This window comes from Rhizobium sp. NPDC092011 (assembly GCF_044756305.1).
Classification (GTDB): Bacteria; Pseudomonadota; Alphaproteobacteria; order Rhizobiales; family Rhizobiaceae; genus Rhizobium.
The window spans coordinates 148,445-163,999 of the sequence record NZ_JBIVSO010000009.1 but is presented as its reverse complement, the minus strand read 5'-3'; the positions used below and the strand labels follow the sequence as shown (position 1 = coordinate 163,999).

The following is a 15,555-nucleotide window of genomic DNA, read 5'->3' as shown; positions in this document are numbered from 1 at the left end:
CAGGACCGGATAAGGCTAACATAACGCGAAGATAGCCGCCAAAACCCCGCTTTTCCGCTTTGCGGCGCGGGGCGGCGCTGCTATATGGCGCGCATGAGCACCAATTCGACCACTCCGCTTTCGCATATCCGCAACTTCTCGATCGTGGCCCATATCGACCACGGCAAATCGACGTTGGCCGACCGCCTGATCCAGACGACGGGCGGCCTGGCCGAACGCGAAATGTCGGAGCAGGTGTTGGACAACATGGAGATCGAGCGCGAGCGCGGCATCACCATCAAGGCCCAGACGGTGCGCCTGCACTACAAGGCCCAGAATGGCGAGACCTATATCCTCAACCTGATCGACACGCCCGGACACGTCGACTTCGCCTATGAAGTCTCGCGCTCGCTGTCGGCCTGCGAGGGATCGCTGCTTGTCGTCGACGCCTCCCAGGGCGTGGAAGCGCAGACGCTTGCCAACGTCTATCAGGCGATCGACAACAACCACGAGCTCGTCACCGTCCTCAACAAGATCGACCTGCCGGCGGCCGAACCCGACCGTATCAAGGACCAGATCGAGGAAGTCATCGGCATCGACGCCTCCGACGCCGTGCTGATTTCTGCCAAGACCGGCCTCGGCATTCCGGACGTTCTCGAAGCCATCGTCAACAGGCTGCCGGCGCCGAAGAGCCCCGGTGGGGAGAAGGCGCCGCTGAAGGCGCTGCTGGTCGACAGCTGGTACGACACCTATCTCGGCGTCATGGTTCTCGTGCGCATCATCGACGGCACGCTGACCAAGGGCCAGACCATCCGCATGATGGGCACGGATGCGAAGTACCAGATCGAGCGCGTCGGCGTTCTCACGCCGAAGATGGTCGCCGTCGACAGCCTCGGCCCCGGCGAGATCGGTTTTATCACCGCCTCGATCAAGGAAGTGGCCGACACCCGCGTCGGCGATACCATCACTGAAGACAAGCGCCCGACCGCCGCAGCGCTGCCGGGCTTCAAGCCGGCACAGCCTGTGGTGTTCTGCGGCCTCTTCCCGGTCGATGCCGCCGATTTCGAAGATCTGCGCTCGGCCATGGGCAAGCTGCGCCTCAACGACGCCAGCTTCTCCTTCGAAATGGAATCGTCTGCCGCTCTCGGCTTCGGCTTCCGCTGCGGCTTCCTCGGCCTCTTGCACCTGGAAATCATCCAGGAGCGCCTGGAGCGCGAATTCAATCTCGACCTGATCGCAACGGCTCCGTCCGTCGTCTATCAGCTCACCATGACCGACGGCACCGAGATCGAGCTGCACAACCCGGCCGACATGCCCGACGTCGTCAAGATTTCCGAATTCCGCGAACCGTGGATCAAGGCGACGATCCTGACGCCGGATGACTATCTCGGCTCGATCCTGAAGCTCTGCCAGGACCGCCGCGGTATCCAGACCGAGCTGACCTATGTCGGCAACCGCGCCATGATCACCTACGATCTGCCGCTCAACGAAGTCGTTTTCGACTTCTACGACCGCCTGAAGTCGATCTCCAAGGGCTACGCCTCCTTCGACTACAGCCTGACCGACTATCGCGAGAGCGATCTCGTCAAGATGTCTATCCTCGTCAATGCCGAGCCGGTGGATGCGCTTTCCATGCTCGTGCACCGCTCTGCCGCCGAAAAGCGCGGCCGCGTCATGTGCGAGAAGCTGAAGGACCTGATCCCGCAGCACATGTTCCAGATCCCGATCCAGGCCGCCATCGGCGGGCGCATCATCGCGCGCGAGACGGTGAAGGCGCTGCGCAAGGACGTGACTGCCAAGTGCTACGGCGGCGACGCCACCCGTAAGCGCAAGCTGCTCGACAAGCAGAAGGAAGGCAAGAAGCGCATGCGGCAGTTCGGCAAGGTCGAAATCCCGCAGGAAGCCTTTATCGCCGCGCTGAAGATGGGGGACGAGTGAGGCTCTTATCAAAATCAAATTATGCGCATATAGTTTGCGCATAATTTGAGGAGCGCCTCATGACCCAAACAACGCGAAAAGCCGCGAATTTATCCCTCGACGAGCAACTGGTCGCAGATGCACGCGAGTTGAAAATCAACATCTCACGCGCTGCTGAGGACGGCATAACACGCGCCATCAAAGCCGAGCGCGAGCGACTGTGGCTTCTCGAAAATGCCGAGGCCATCGAACAAGCCAATGCCTATGTCGAAAAACATGGTCTGCCATTTGGAAAATATCGGCAGTTCTGATGGCAAGGTTCCACGTCTATGCCTTAAGGCAAAGTCGAACTCTCGCGCTGGATCTTCAGTCTGACTTGTTGGAGAGGCTGAAAACGCGAATGATGGCGCCTCTGCTTCGTCTGGAGGATGTATCAATGCCGATGGCAAGGCTCAATCCGCAGTTCACTATTGCTGACAAGCCCTACATCATGGCGACGCAACTAATGGCGGCAGTACCTCTCACCGAAATCGGGGAATTAATTGCCGATTTGAGTTTGCGCGGCGATCAGATTACCGCCGCGACCGACTTCCTTTTTCAGGGCTTTTGACTTCAGTTTCCTGCCACATACTCCCCGATCAAGCCTTCATACTCGTCCATCGCCGGCAGCGCTGCATAGCTGTGCTTGGCCGGCGTGGTGGCCCATGGCAGCTTTTCGCTCGTCCAGGTCTCCATGAAGGGCGAGAACCAGCCGACATTGTTCAGCATGGTGGCGCGGACGTTGACGAACCAGTCGACGCCTTCCAGCTTTGTGAACAGCCAGCTCATGCAATGCGGGCAGAAATAGTGATGGATGGCATCGCCATGCAGGCCGCCGATCACGGGCTCTCCCTCCGTTACCTCGAAGCCCTCCGAGGGGATCGCGGCGCTCAGCGAATAGGGGCCGGCGGTCATGCGCTGACAGCCCGTGCAGTGGCAGGCCATGGTCAGCAGCGGCTTGGCGTTGATCTTCAACCGCACCTGCCCGCAACGGCAACTGCCCTCGCATGGTAATTCCAGCGTGCTCATAAATCCTCTCCTTTTATCTGCTTGCTTCGCTAAAGCGCGTCGCGATCTCTAAGATTCGCTTCACGCGCTTTAGCTCTTTGATTTCACGCATGGCGTAGCCACGAAAACCGCTGCACACTTTTGCGCGACTGCCCTAGCGCTTTCAGGCGTCGGTGGCTCCGGGAAGCTTTGCCTGCGACCTGATGGTCTTCACCCAGGCTCTTGCGATGGCAAGGCCGGCCGTGTCGGCGGCAGCTGCGTGCTTGGAGACGAGCTCGGGATATTTCTCCAGCCAGCCCGGTTCCTTGCGCTCGATCGTCTCCTGGTGTTCACCCCGCCAGCGCTCCACCACCTCGGCGTTCGCCTCGAAGTGGAACTGCGTGCCATAGGTGGCGCGACCGATGCGGAAAGCCTGATTGCGCGTCACGCCATTGGTCGCAAGACGGGTGGCTCCATCAGGCAAGGCAAATGTGTCGGAATGCCACTGGAAGATGGTGAAGTCGTCGCCGACATCGGCCAGCAAAGGATCGACCCTGCCTTCGTCGGTGAGGCCGATCGTCTTCCAGCCAAACTCATGAGCCGTGCCGAGCAGGTTTTCCGCCTCATAAGCGCGCGCAAGGATCTGGCTGCCGAGGCAGATGCCGAGCACTGCCTTGTCCTCACCCTCGAAGCGGCGCATCAGCCGCGCCAGCTCCGGCAGATATGGATGGGTGTCGTCGTCGCGCGCGCTCTGCTCGCCACCAAGCACGACCAGCGCATCATAGGCTGAGGCATCCTTAGGCAAAGCCTCGCCTTTCCAAGGGCGAAACAGCTCCATCTTGGCCCCAGCCTCCTCCAGCGCGATGCCGAGAGCCCCGAGCGGTGTATTATTCATATTTTCGATGATGGCGACGCGCATTCCAACAATCCCCAAACGACGGTCAGACCAGACATGAGCATGCGTTGGCGCGACAGGCAAGAGCCTAAAGCAGTTCGTCTTTTCCGATGTAATTGCGGACGGAAATCCGCCCCGCGCTTTCGCCTAAACGCCCCGCTTGCAGGCGAATAATCTTGAGCATAAATGTCAGCAAACAACGAGGATAATGACGATGAGCGACAGGCCCCGGATCACCATTCTCTACTGCACCCAATGCAACTGGCTCCTACGCTCCGGCTGGATGGCGCAAGAACTGCTGCAGACCTTTACCGACAGTCTCGGTGAAGTGGCGCTGATACCCGGCACCGGCGGCGTCTTCGAAATCCGAATCGATGGCGAACTGCTGTGGGAGCGCAAGCGCGACGGGGGTTTCCCGGGGCCGAAGGAGCTGAAGCAGCGCGTGCGGGATGTCATCGATCCGCAACGCGATCTCGGCCATACCGACCGCGCTTCGCTGGAAAGCTGAGCCTCCCCCTGCTCGTGCCGAACCGTCAGTCAAAGGGCGAGTGGCACTCCTTGGAGCCATGATTGATAGTGGTATAAAGATTGGTGCCAGGATTGTAGGTGCGATATTGTCTGGCGCACCACATCTGATGCTGCGTGCGCTGCTGGGCCGGCGTGGGATAGACGACCTTCGGCGGCGCGTAGGTTTCACGCGGAGGCATCTGAATGCGCGTGCTGTCGTAGCGGTTCACCCCGCCGGTATAGGGCGGAGTGATCGGGAGCGGCTGACCGGGGCGGGTGTAGAACTGTCGTTCCCCGAAACCGAAACAGCCTCTGGCATCGCAGAGGACGCGATTGCCAGGGCTGGGCAGCGGGATGCCGATCTTCGGAGGATCCGAAGCCGCCGTGGCAAGACCCGCTTGCGTCAGCAACGAAAGACCGAAAGCGCAACCAAGCGCAACCCTTTGAAAAGCAACCATGACGAACTCCTGTGCGGATGCCGCGTGCCAAAGCGACGCATGCCCCGCCTCGATCTTATTTGGGGCCTTCGCAAGGATAAAACCAGTATTGCCGCAACTGGAAAGCAGCATTCCACGACGAGTTGATCGCCGCCGCCGCTTGCTCCATAACAGCACGATCATTGCGAGGAGATTGCCTGTGAGCAGCTTGAAATTCGGCACCAGCGGCCTTCGTGGCCTGTCCGTTGATCTTACCGGGCGGGCTTCGGCACTCTATGCGACGGCATTCGCCAATCACCTACTGAAGAGCGGACATGCCAAGCCAGGCGATCTCATCATTGTCGGCCGAGATTTCCGCGAATCGAGCCCCGCGATATCGGCAACCTGTATCGGCGCCCTGAAACGTGCCGGCCTGACACCGATCGACTGCGGCACCTTGCCGACGCCGGCGCTGGCTCTCTACGGGCTGAAGCACAAGGCGGCCTCGCTGATGATCACCGGTTCGCACATCCCCGCCGATCGCAACGGCATCAAGTTCTACAGGCCGGACGGCGAAATCGACAAGCACGACGAAGTGGCGATCAGCGAGGAGGCTCTGGCGATCGGCGATTCGGTACTGGACGAGACGCCTGCCGCGGCGGAAAACCGCACGGCAGAGACGGAGGCGCTGTTCCTGGAGCGTAACAAGGGGTTGCTGCCATCAGGCAGCCTCGCGGGCCTCGCCATCGGCGTCTATCAGCACAGCACGGTGGCGCGCGACCTTTTCGGACAGGTGCTTGCCCATTACGGCGCCCGCGTCGTGCCGCTCGGCCGCTCCGAGAGCTTCATTCCGGTGGATACCGAAGCTGTCTCCGCCGAAACCATCCGTCTTATGAAAGGCTGGGCGCCGGAGCATGGCCTGGATGCCATCGTTTCGGCCGACGGCGATGGCGACCGGCCGCTGGTTGCGGATGAAGCCGGCGAGCCGCTGCGCGGCGATCTGCTCGGCCTCATCGCCGCAAACTTCCTTAGCGCGGAGGTGGTGGTGACGCCGGTCACGTCCAATTCCGGCATCGAAGCGGCCGGTTCCTATGCCGTCACCCGCACCCGCGTCGGCTCGCCCTATGTGATCGCCGGCATGGATGAGGCGGTTGCGGCAGGCAAGGCTGGCGTCATGGGCTTCGAAGCCAATGGCGGCACGCTGACGGCCAGCCGCTTCACCATCGAAGGCAAGTCTTTCGAGCCGCTGCCGACACGTGACAGCTTCCTGCCCGTCCTGGCGACGCTCTACGCGGCTGCAAAGGCCGGCAAGCCGCTTTCGGCGGTTGCCGGCAGCTATCGCCTGCCCTTTGCCGCCGCCGACCGCATTGAGAATTTCCCGGTAGAAACCAGTGCCGCGCTGATGGCACACCTGCGTGCGTCGGACACCAATCTCGCTGAGTTCCTCGAGCCCGTCGCAGCCGTCGCGTCGAAGAGCGACATCGACGGACTAAGGGTCACGCTTGTGGATAACCGAATCATCCATTTCCGCCCCTCCGGAAATGCACCGGAAATGCGTTGCTATGTGGAAGCGGCGGGTGAAAACGAGGCAAAGACCTTGCTGGAACAGGGACTTGGCCTGATCCGCACCTGGGCTGCGGCCCGGGTTTGACCCGGATCTCAACCGCTTTTTTCACAATCGACACGAAAACTTCAAAAACCCTGTTGACACCGGACGGCCACCCCCTTACATGCGTGTCCGTCGCCCAGATGGCGGAATTGGTAGACGCGCCAGCTTCAGGTGCTGGTACCCGAAAGGGTGTGGAGGTTCGAGTCCTCTTCTGGGCACCATTCCATTTTGAGAAACGTAGATTTCTCAATGATTTCAAGACTGATAAGTTCCCTTGGAACACATTTGATTTATCGAATGTGTTTGATCGGACTTGTCTTGAAATAGGTGCAGACGCACGAGAATCCCGGTTGGCGATGGTCCAATTCGGGTAGAGACGGCAGATCTCAAAACTCCGAAACAAGATGACTTCAAAAGCTCCTGGAAGACTAGCTTCAAAGGAGATTGGGCTACCTTCCATCCCGAGCGAATCGCGCGGCTCCCAGTCGTCGAAACGGTCTTCGATCTAAGTATTATCCCCAGACCGTTGACTGTGGAGAAAACCGCGACCTAATAGGGGGAAACCTCGAGGGATTACCCATGAATCACAAGAGCGATTGGTACGAAAAAGTCGTCGGCGACGGCAATGTCAACGAAGGTTTGGCGCGGATGATGGGAGCCATACTCGCCTTCATCGTGGTCTTCGGCGCGATTTTCTGGGCGATCTGACGATCCTGTAGCCCTGTGCTCCCTGCAGCCTCACCAAATACCTCGGGGCGCGTTTGCGCGGCGCCCGATCTATCGATCTCAGCCGGGCGCCACTTTCTTTCGACTTAAGTTACAGCTTCGGGCTCAGCGGCACGATGGCGGCGAAGCGCAGCCAGTCCTTCTGGGCCTTCGGCGTCCACGCAGCCTCGGCAATGGCCGGCAGGCGCGGGAAGACCAGGCGGTTGAAGTAATCGCGCGAGGTGAAGTTTTCCTGCCAGATGCAGGCCTGCACGCCCTTCATCAGATGCCGCAGCTCTTCCGGGAAATCGCCCTCCGCTTCATAGGCATAGGTATGGGCGGGCGGCACGGTGCCTGCCCAGCTCGCGCCGGGCTCCTGCCACGCATCGGCCTGCACCATGTCGAGATAGTAGGCCTGGCCCGGCGTCATGACGACCTCGTAGCCCTCGCGCGCCAGCTCGATGCCGACTTCGGGCTTTTCCCAAGCCATCAGCAAGGTGTTCTGCGGATCGACGCCACCGCCATGGGCGACTTCGTTCCAGCCGGCAAGCTTGCGGCCGCGCTCGTTGAGCATCGCCTTGATCCGCTTCAGGAAATAGGATTGCAGGGCGAAAGTGCCCGAAATACCTTCCTTCTCCATGAGCTTGCGCGCCAGCGGCGAAGCGAGCCAGGAGCCGTTGGCAACCTCATCCCCGCCGATGTGCAGATATTGCGAGGGGAAAAGCTCGACCATTTCGTCGAAGACCTTGGCCAGGAACTCGTAGGTCGACTCGATGGCCGGGTTCAGGGCATTGTTCGGATAGCCCTGGACGGAGTGATAACTTTCCGGCGCTTCCTGCCCGTCCGCCAGATCAGGCAGGGCGACGAGGGTCGCGGTGCTATGGCCGGGGATATCGATCTCCGGCACGACCTCGATGCCGAGTGCGGAGGCATGGGCGACGATCTCGCGGACATCAGCCTGCGAGTAGAAGCCGCCGACAGGTTCCGCGCCGTTGCCGAGCTGCGGCAGCAAAGGCTCATCCGGTCCGCGAAGGGCGCCCAAGGTCGCCAGCTGCGGATAGGCGCGGATCTCCAGGCGCCATGCCTCGTCATCCGTCAGATGCCAATGGAAGATATTGAGCTTCAGCCATGCGAGGATGTCGAGCAGGCGCAGCAAATCGGCCTTGGGCACAAACTGCCTGGAGACATCGAGATGACAACCGCGCCAGCCGTAACGCGGTTGATCGGCAATCACGCCCGAGATCGGGAAACGGAACTTGCCGGGTTCACGCCGGGCACCATCCAGAAGCTGCGCCACTGTCATCAGGCCATAGAGGCGGCCCGAATCGACCGAGAAGGCCAGCTCGATCTCGTCCGCACCGAAGGTCAGCTCGTAAGCCTCTGCGGCAAGGGCCGGTCGTTCGACGAAGCGCAGCGCCCTGCCCTGTGGCGCGGCGATGAGGCTGAAAGGAATGTGGCTTGAGGGAAATAGCCTTCGGAAGAGCGCCTGTGCCGTGGCAAGCGTCTTCAGGCTTACGGCATCCGTGCCTTCAGCGGGATAGAGCGCAACAGGGAAGGCTTCGCCCGGCTTGACGTCGATGGAGGCCGGCCAGGGCTGAATGGCGAAGGGAAGCTCCAGCCTGCCCTCCGGCAGCAGCGCTGGCGGCGGCTCGCTGGTCCGGCCTTCGAGCAGAAGATCGGAAGTGAAGACGTCGATATGACTGCCGTCTTCAAGCGAGAGATAGGCGGACTTGGCACCATCAGTGCAATGCTTCGCAACCCGGTGCAGGCTGGAGACCGTGAACGTCCAGCTCTCTCCCGGTGCGATGGACAGGCCGGCGGGCGGCGCAAACTCATGAAAATTGGCATTGCGACGCACGAAGACGGCATTTTCGCAGATCTTCGGATCGATGAAACGCGTCAGAGTCGTGTAGACGAGGCGAAAATTCGAAAGCGGCGCACCGGAGAAATTGAAAAGCGTCAGGGTCAGCCGGCCATGCTTTCCGCCCTCGGGAGACCATGTGTTTTCCAGATGATAGGAAGCGGGATGCATCTAAATTCCCTTTTGGCGAGGGGCATCAATAGTGATCGGACTGTGTGAAGGTGTGGGCGAGCTCCGCCTGCCCTGCCGTCAGGCCGCAATCGACCGGCAGGCAGACGCCTGTAATGGCCGAAGCAAGCGGGCTTGCCAGAAACGAAACGGCATTGGCGACATCGACGGGGTCGACAACGCGCCGCAGCGCATACCAGCGCTTCGCTTCCTCGAAGACGTTCGGATTGGCGGCGGCGCGCGCTTCCCAGGCCTGGGTACGCACGGTGCCCGGCGCGACCGCGTTCGAGCGAATGCCGAACTTGCCGTATTCAACGGCGACCAGCTTGGTGAAATGCACGAGCCCGGCCTTGGCGGCGCTGTAGGCGGGATGGCCGAAAACGGCCATGCCGTTGACGGAGGCGATGTTGATGACCGATCCCTTCGACGCTTTCAGCATATCCTCGACGGCACGGAAGCAGAGGAACGCGGCCTCAAGATTGAGGGCGCTGTCGGCGCGCCAGATCTCCGCCGTCGTATCGTGAAGGCTGACCGCGCGGGCCGCTCCGGCATTGTTGACCAATGTCTTGACTGTGCCCAAAGCCGACGCCGTCTTGGCCATTTCGGCCGTGTCGATCTCGCTCGTGATATCCGCCTTGAAGGAGACGAAGCGCTCCGCCGGTCCCAGCGCCTGTGCCGCCTTCTGCGCGGCAGCCTCGTCGATATCGACGAGCAGAATGACATCATGATCATCGGCCAGACGCTTTGCGATGGCGCGGCCGATATCGCCTGCAGCCCCGGTCACGATGGCAACGGATTTACTCATATGGCTTTCCTCTGATTGGTTTCCCGAACGGCGGACGCTCGCCGCCGCCTGTCGTTGTTTTCTATGCAATTGCGGGCGGAGGGCCGCCACGCAGTTTTCCTGGAATGATCCTAGTCCCCGAGAAGCTGCCGATCATCGCCGTCGCGATGGGTGACGAGCTGCTGCTTGATACGGCGCAATATCACCGTGGCCTGCGGACGAAGACGATAGGCGACCAGGCTGGCGAGAATGTCGAGCACGGCCAAGTAGGCGATGCGCGTCGACGACGGCCTATAGATATTGTCGCCCTCCGGCAGATCGATCGGCACGGTAATATCGGCGGCCTCAGCCACGGGGCTTCCGCTCTGCGTCAGCGCGATGGTCGGCACCTTTGCTTCGCGCGCCAGCGTGAAAGCACGCACCAGCTCGGCGTTGCGGCCGGAGAAAGACGAGCCGATCAAGAGGTCAGTCGGCTTGGCCGCTGCGGCCATCATCAGCTGCATGCTATGGTCGGAGCTTGAGGTAATGCGCAGGCCGAGGCGGAACAGGCGGTTCTGTATCTCGCTGGCGATCATCGAGGAATTGCCGCCGGAGCCGAAGGCGTAAATCATCTCCGCGCCGGCAAGCCGGTTTGCCGCCACCTCGATCGCCGCCACATCAAGCCCGCGATGCAGCAGGAACAGCGCGTTCTGCGCCTTGGTAATAATGTCCTGGGCGACATCGGCAGGCGCAATGCTCTTCGGTTCGGGCTTGAGGTAGCGCATGCCGACATAAGCGGTGCGGGCCAGCTGTACCTTGAAATCGGAGAAGCTTTCGCAGCCGAGACGGCGGCAGAAGCGCGTAACGGTCGGCGGCGAGACATCCGCCTTGCCCGCCAGCTCGATGATGGAAGCGTTGACGGCAAATTCGAAGTCGTTGAGGACGATGTCGGCAATGCGGATTTCCGATTGAGAAAGCCGGCCCCTCTCGTCCTGCATGGTCGTGAAGATATCCATCAGCTCCCCCTTTATTTTGTCGCTGGGTTCTAAACGTCCGAGACATAATAAGTGACGCAAACCATCTCAATCTCGCAACTCGTCATCAATGCCTACCTAAGAGTGTGCGAGGGGGCGCGGCTTGCCGTTTACGCCCATCTGACGGGAGCCATATGCGTGACGAGCATCGTATGGTTCCTGCAAATTATTTTCTTGATGCGTTGACAAATGACCATAGAAAGCAGAATTTGACCAGTGAAAATCGAGAATTATGAAAAGAATTTAAATGACGGCGGATACAATGCGTGATCCATTCAAGAATCCCTTCCCTGCCAGCGACACCGCAAGACATGCTATCTGGGAGATGCTCGTTCCGCGTGATATCGATGCCTTTCTGGCAGCCGATTGGTCGATGGTAGCGGGCGATTTCGTCGAAGAAGGCTTCATCGGCATAGATGGCAAGCGCAAAATCAGCCCTGACAAGTGGCGCCTCGCCTTCCCGAACCTTGTTGCTTATCGCGACGAGTGGCTGCGCCAGGCACGCGACTTCGCTACCCAATCCTTTGCGGAGGACACGCGCGCGGCCATTTTCACCACCACGACGCTCGAAGACATCGAGATCGAAGGCGATATGGCGCTGGTGCGCAAGAAGTTCGATGGCAGCCTGAAGAAGTCGGACGGCAGCATCGACATCATGAAATGGCAGACACTCTATTATTGCCGTCTGCATGAAGGACGTTGGAAGATCAGCGGCTTCACCGGCTACCTGCCGAACCCCATGGAATAGAGGCGACAGCATTGCGCATTTTTACCGCGGCTCTAGCGACCGAGACGAACACCTTCTCCCCCATCTGCATCGACCGGCGTGCATTCGAGGCGTCCCTCTATGCACCGCCGGGTATGCACCCGGAAACGCCGACGCTCTGCTCCGCCCCGATCACCGTGGGCCGTCAGATTGCCGTGCAGAAGGGCTGGGAAGTGATCGAAGGCACCGCCACCTGGGCGGATCCAGCCGGCCTGGTGAACCGACGGACCTATGAAGAGCTGCGCGACGAAATCCTCGACCAATTGCGAGCCGCCATGCCTGTCGATGCCGTGGTGCTCGGCTTGCATGGCGCCATGGTCGCCGATGGTTACGAGGACACCGAGGGCGATTTCCTTACGCGCGTCCGCGAAATCGTCGGGCCGGATATCCTTGTCTGCTCGGAACTCGACCCGCACAGCCATCTGACGGCGAAGCGCCTCGCCGCCGCGAACTTCTTCGTCTATTTCAAGGAATTCCCGCACACGGATTTCGTCGACCGCGCCGAAGACCTCTGGCGCATCGCCATCGATACGCTTGAGGGCCGGGTCAAGCCGGTCATGTCAGTCTTCGACTGCCGCATGATCGACGTCTTCCCGACCTCGCGCGAGCCGATGCGCTCCTTCGTCGACAAAATCATGGCGATGGAAAAGAGCGATGCGGACATTCTCTCCGTCTCCGTCATCCACGGCTTCATGGCCGGCGACGTCCCGGAGATGGGCACGAAGCTGCTCGTAGTAACGGATAATAAGCCGGATAAAGGCTCTGCGGTCGCCCGCGATCTCGGCCTGGAGCTCTTCTCCAAGCGCGGCACTTTCATCATGCCGCAGATCGACGAGAAGCAGGCCGTCAGCGAGGCTATGGCCGCGACGTCGGGCCCGGTCGTCATTGCCGATCTCTGGGACAATCCCGGCGGCGGCACGGCCGGAGACGCAACCGTCATTTTGCAGGAACTGCTCGATCGCGGCGCCACCGACACGGCGATCGGCACGATCTGGGACCCGATGGCCGTGCAGATCTGTATGGCCGCCGGCGAAGGTGCGGAAATCCCGTTGCGCTTCGGTGCAAAATCCGCACCGGGCACGGGCAACCCCATCGACGGCCACGTCAAGATCGTGCGGCTCGTCACCAATGCCGAGATGCGTTTCGGCGAAAGCTTCGCGCCGTTCGGCGATGCCGCGCATATTCAGCTCGACGGCATCGACATCATCCTGAATTCGACGCGTGCACAAAGCTTCGACCCAAGCCTTTTCTCCGTGATGGGCATCGACCCCACGACCAAAAAGATTCTGGTCATCAAGTCGACCAACCATTTCTACGCATCTTTCTCGAAGATCGCTGCGGAGATCCTTTACTGCTCGGCCGGAACGCCCTATCCGAATAATCCAGCCCGCACCCCCTATCGCCGGGCGCGGAAAGATATCTGGCCCATGGTGGCCGATCCCCATTCGATAGAACGGAAAGACGCCTGAGATGGCACATGACATCGCCTCGGAAATCAGCCCCAAGTCCGGCGACCGGATCGAAGGCCTCTCGACCCCGCGCCCGATCATCGATGAAGACCGGCTGGCCGCGAACATCGCCCGCGTGCAATCCTACATGGATACGCACGGCCTGAACTTCCGTCCGCATATCAAGACGCACAAGATCCCCGCGCTTGCACGCGCTCAGGTCGCCGCCGGCGCAAAGGGCATCAACTGCCAGAAGATCACCGAAGCGGAGGCCTTTGCCGATGCCGGTTTCGAAGACATCCTGATCACCTTCAACATCCTCGGTCCTGAAAAGCTCACCCGCCTCTCGGCGCTCAATGGCCGCATTTCCGGGTTGAAGGTCGTCGCGGACAGCACCGTCACCGTCGATGGGCTCTCCGCATGGTTTGCCGAACGCAAGCCGCTGACGGTACTGGTGGAGTGCGATACCGGCGGAGCGCGGTGCGGCGTGCAAACGCCGGAACAGGCAGCGGCCCTCGGCAAGCACATCGTCGGCAAGCCGGGTCTCGTCTTCGGCGGCTTGATGAACTATCCGAAGCCGAACAATGCTGCGGCGACACAGGCCTTCCTGGTCGATGCCATCGCGCTGCTCAAGAATGAAGGCATCGAGTGCCCGATCGTCAGCAACGGCGGCACGCCGAGCCTGTTCGAAGCGCATCTCGTGACGGCAGCCACGGAGCATCGCGCCGGCACCTATATCTATAACGACCGATCCATGGTGCGCGCCGGCCACTGCCGCGAGGAGGATTGCGCCATGCATATCCTCGCCACCGTCGTCTCGCGACCGACCGAAGACCGCGCCGTCATCGATGCAGGGTCGAAGGCTCTAACCTCCGACCTCCTCGGCTTTGCCGACTACGGCCATGTGGTGGACTATCCCGAAGCTGTCATCAAGGGTCTTTCGGAGGAGCATGGTGTGATCGATCTGTCGAACTGCAAGGGCGCTCGCCCGCAGATCGGCGACAAGATCCGCATCATCCCCAACCACACCTGCGTCGTTTCCAACCTGTTCGACCAGATGGTGTTCCACCGCGATGGCGTGGTCACCCGCGTCGAGGACGTGGCTGCGCGCGGCCTCGTCTGGTAGACGCAAGTACCCCCTCAACAAAAACGGCGGCCTGAGAGCCGCCGTTTTCTTTTGTCTCAAAAGTCCCATCTTCCACACGGTTCTGAAAGCGGCTCAGCATTTCATCAAATGGCTAAGCCGCTTAAACTGCCTGTTTGGCGCAGTTCCTGACCGTTAGGACGCAGTGGAGCTCAGCAGCTCCATGTCGATGTCGGTGAGCTCGACGCGGCGTTCGAAAGCCTGGCCGTTTTCATCGAAGAGGTGGCAATCGGCAATGTGCAGGCCGGTCTTCAGCGGCGCCTCCAGGCGAATGGCGGCGCTGCCCGGCAGCGTGGCGCAGAAGTTCTCGTCAACACCCTCAACGGCGGCATAGGCTACCGTCTGTGCGCCCAGATGCTCGACCACGGTCGGCACCACGGTCAATGTCAGGTCGCCACCGCCGAGCTGGATATGCTCGGGACGAATGCCGAGAGTCAGTGTCTTGCCGATGGCGCCTTCGCGAGGGGTCACCGGCAGAATTGCCTTCTGCCCCTTATAGTCGATCTCCACGCCCGCTTCGCTGACATTCGTGCAGGTGACCGACAGGAAGTTCATCTTCGGATTGCCGATGAAACGCGCGACGAACGTATTCGCCGGCTTGTGATAAAGCTCCAGCGGCGCACCGACCTGAGATATCTCGCCGGCATTGAGGACAACGATCCGGTCGGCCATGGTCATGGCTTCGACCTGGTCGTGGGTCACGTAGATCATCGTTGCCTGCAGGTGGTGATGCAGCTTGGCCAGCTCGATGCGCATGTCTGCGCGCAGAGCGGCATCGAGGTTCGACAAGGGCTCGTCAAAAAGGAAAATCTTGGGCTCGCGCACGATCGCGCGGCCGATCGCGACGCGCTGTCGCTGGCCACCGGACAGTTGGCCCGGCTTCTGATACAGACGCTGATCGAGATGCAGGATGCGGGCGGCATGCTCGACCTTGGCCTTCAGCTTGTCCTCCGGCATCTTCTCGACCCGCAGCGGGAAAGCGATGTTTTCGAACACCGACATATGCGGATAGAGAGCGTAGGACTGGAAGACCATGGCGATGCCGCGCTTGACGGGTGGCAGGTCGTTGACGCGGCCACCATCGATCATGATGTCGCCGCTGGTCACATCGTCGAGGCCGGCGATCATGCGCAGCAGGGTCGACTTACCGCAGCCGGACGGCCCGACGAAGACGATGAATTCACCGTCGTTAACGTCAAGCTCGACGCCCTTGATGACCTCGAAATGACCGTAAAATTTCTTGACCTGATTAAGGTGCAGCTTTCCCAAACTCTGTCTCCGCGCGGCGCCGCTACAAGGCGGGCAGGGCTCGAAAGG

16 protein-coding genes and 1 tRNA gene are annotated in these 15,555 nt (G+C 60.7%); 10 read left to right on the top strand and 7 right to left on the bottom strand.

Annotation, left to right across the window (positions count from 1 at the left end):
• Positions 1-84: 84 nt before the first annotated feature.
• The 3 genes from lepA to ACIQJ2_RS27870 are packed head-to-tail and all read left to right on the top strand — an operon-like array spanning position 85 to position 2,506.
• Positions 85-1,917 carry a translation elongation factor 4 gene (gene lepA, locus ACIQJ2_RS27880; protein ID WP_199150675.1) on the top strand — a complete coding sequence of 611 codons (1,833 nt, stop codon included), beginning with the start codon at positions 85-87 and terminating at the stop codon, positions 1,915-1,917.
• Positions 1,918-1,976: 59 nt separating this feature from the next.
• Entirely contained in the window at positions 1,977-2,207 is a 231-nt protein-coding gene (locus ACIQJ2_RS27875) for a type II toxin-antitoxin system CcdA family antitoxin (protein ID WP_199150674.1), read from the top strand.
• Positions 2,207-2,506 (top strand): CcdB family protein, encoded by a 300-nt coding sequence (locus ACIQJ2_RS27870; RefSeq protein ID WP_400677969.1) that lies wholly within the window; start codon positions 2,207-2,209, stop codon positions 2,504-2,506. The genes ACIQJ2_RS27875 and ACIQJ2_RS27870 overlap by 1 nt, the downstream gene beginning before the upstream one ends.
• A 2-nt stretch (positions 2,507-2,508) precedes the next feature.
• Here the strand turns inward: ACIQJ2_RS27870 and ACIQJ2_RS27865 are convergent, their stop codons facing one another.
• A complete protein-coding gene (locus ACIQJ2_RS27865) occupies positions 2,509-2,964 on the bottom strand; it encodes a GFA family protein (protein ID WP_400677967.1) in 456 nt (151 codons plus the stop codon).
• 142 nt (positions 2,965-3,106) lie between these two features.
• On the bottom strand, positions 3,107-3,841 hold the full coding sequence (locus ACIQJ2_RS27860) for a type 1 glutamine amidotransferase (protein ID WP_400677966.1): 735 nt from the start codon (positions 3,839-3,841) through the stop codon (positions 3,107-3,109).
• Positions 3,842-4,031: 190 nt separating this feature from the next.
• Here ACIQJ2_RS27860 and ACIQJ2_RS27855 point away from each other — a divergent pair, with 190 nt between their 5' ends.
• Entirely contained in the window at positions 4,032-4,325 is a 294-nt protein-coding gene (locus ACIQJ2_RS27855; protein WP_199150670.1) for a SelT/SelW/SelH family protein, read from the top strand.
• Between the two features lie 25 nt (positions 4,326-4,350).
• Here the strand turns inward: ACIQJ2_RS27855 and ACIQJ2_RS27850 are convergent, their stop codons facing one another.
• Positions 4,351-4,782, bottom strand: a complete 432-nt coding sequence (locus ACIQJ2_RS27850) for a BA14K family protein (protein WP_400677964.1) — start codon at positions 4,780-4,782, stop codon at positions 4,351-4,353.
• Between the two features lie 187 nt (positions 4,783-4,969).
• On the opposite strand from ACIQJ2_RS27850, the gene ACIQJ2_RS27845 reads away from it, so the two are divergent.
• The 3 genes from ACIQJ2_RS27845 (at position 4,970) to ACIQJ2_RS27835 (ending at position 7,057) form a co-directional block, all read left to right on the top strand.
• A complete protein-coding gene (locus ACIQJ2_RS27845; protein WP_400677971.1) occupies positions 4,970-6,391 on the top strand; it encodes a phosphomannomutase in 1,422 nt (473 codons plus the stop codon).
• A gap of 92 nt (positions 6,392-6,483) precedes the next feature.
• A tRNA-Leu gene (locus ACIQJ2_RS27840) sits at positions 6,484-6,570 on the top strand.
• Positions 6,571-6,928: 358 nt separating this feature from the next.
• Positions 6,929-7,057, top strand: a complete 129-nt coding sequence (locus ACIQJ2_RS27835) for a hypothetical protein (RefSeq protein WP_281436328.1) — start codon at positions 6,929-6,931, stop codon at positions 7,055-7,057.
• A gap of 109 nt (positions 7,058-7,166) precedes the next feature.
• Here ACIQJ2_RS27835 and ACIQJ2_RS27830 read toward each other — a convergent pair whose 3' ends face one another.
• The 3 genes from ACIQJ2_RS27830 to ACIQJ2_RS27820 all read right to left on the bottom strand — a co-directional run bounded on the left by ACIQJ2_RS27830 (position 7,167) and on the right by ACIQJ2_RS27820 (position 10,862).
• Positions 7,167-9,086: a beta-N-acetylhexosaminidase gene (locus ACIQJ2_RS27830; RefSeq protein ID WP_400677963.1), complete on the bottom strand. Its 1,920-nt coding sequence runs from the start codon at positions 9,084-9,086 to the stop codon at positions 7,167-7,169.
• A 25-nt stretch (positions 9,087-9,111) separates the two neighbouring features.
• Positions 9,112-9,888, bottom strand: coding sequence for an SDR family oxidoreductase (locus tag ACIQJ2_RS27825; protein WP_400677962.1), 777 nt, complete (start codon positions 9,886-9,888; stop codon positions 9,112-9,114).
• 110 nt (positions 9,889-9,998) lie between these two features.
• Positions 9,999-10,862 carry a MurR/RpiR family transcriptional regulator gene (locus tag ACIQJ2_RS27820; RefSeq protein WP_199150666.1) on the bottom strand — a complete coding sequence of 288 codons (864 nt, stop codon included), beginning with the start codon at positions 10,860-10,862 and terminating at the stop codon, positions 9,999-10,001.
• Between the two features lie 280 nt (positions 10,863-11,142).
• Here ACIQJ2_RS27820 and ACIQJ2_RS27815 point away from each other — a divergent pair, with 280 nt between their 5' ends.
• The 3 genes from ACIQJ2_RS27815 to ACIQJ2_RS27805 are packed head-to-tail and all read left to right on the top strand — an operon-like array spanning position 11,143 to position 14,220.
• On the top strand, positions 11,143-11,628 hold the full coding sequence (locus ACIQJ2_RS27815) for a hypothetical protein (protein ID WP_400677961.1): 486 nt from the start codon (positions 11,143-11,145) through the stop codon (positions 11,626-11,628).
• An 11-nt stretch (positions 11,629-11,639) separates the two neighbouring features.
• Positions 11,640-13,115, top strand: a complete 1,476-nt coding sequence (locus tag ACIQJ2_RS27810) for a M81 family metallopeptidase (protein WP_400677960.1) — start codon at positions 11,640-11,642, stop codon at positions 13,113-13,115.
• Between the two features lies 1 nt (position 13,116).
• Positions 13,117-14,220: a D-TA family PLP-dependent enzyme gene (locus tag ACIQJ2_RS27805; RefSeq protein ID WP_400677959.1), complete on the top strand. Its 1,104-nt coding sequence runs from the start codon at positions 13,117-13,119 to the stop codon at positions 14,218-14,220.
• A gap of 153 nt (positions 14,221-14,373) precedes the next feature.
• Here ACIQJ2_RS27805 and ACIQJ2_RS27800 read toward each other — a convergent pair whose 3' ends face one another.
• Positions 14,374-15,507 carry a sn-glycerol-3-phosphate ABC transporter ATP-binding protein UgpC gene (locus ACIQJ2_RS27800; protein WP_199150662.1) on the bottom strand — a complete coding sequence of 378 codons (1,134 nt, stop codon included), beginning with the start codon at positions 15,505-15,507 and terminating at the stop codon, positions 14,374-14,376.
• Positions 15,508-15,555 lie beyond the last annotated feature (48 nt).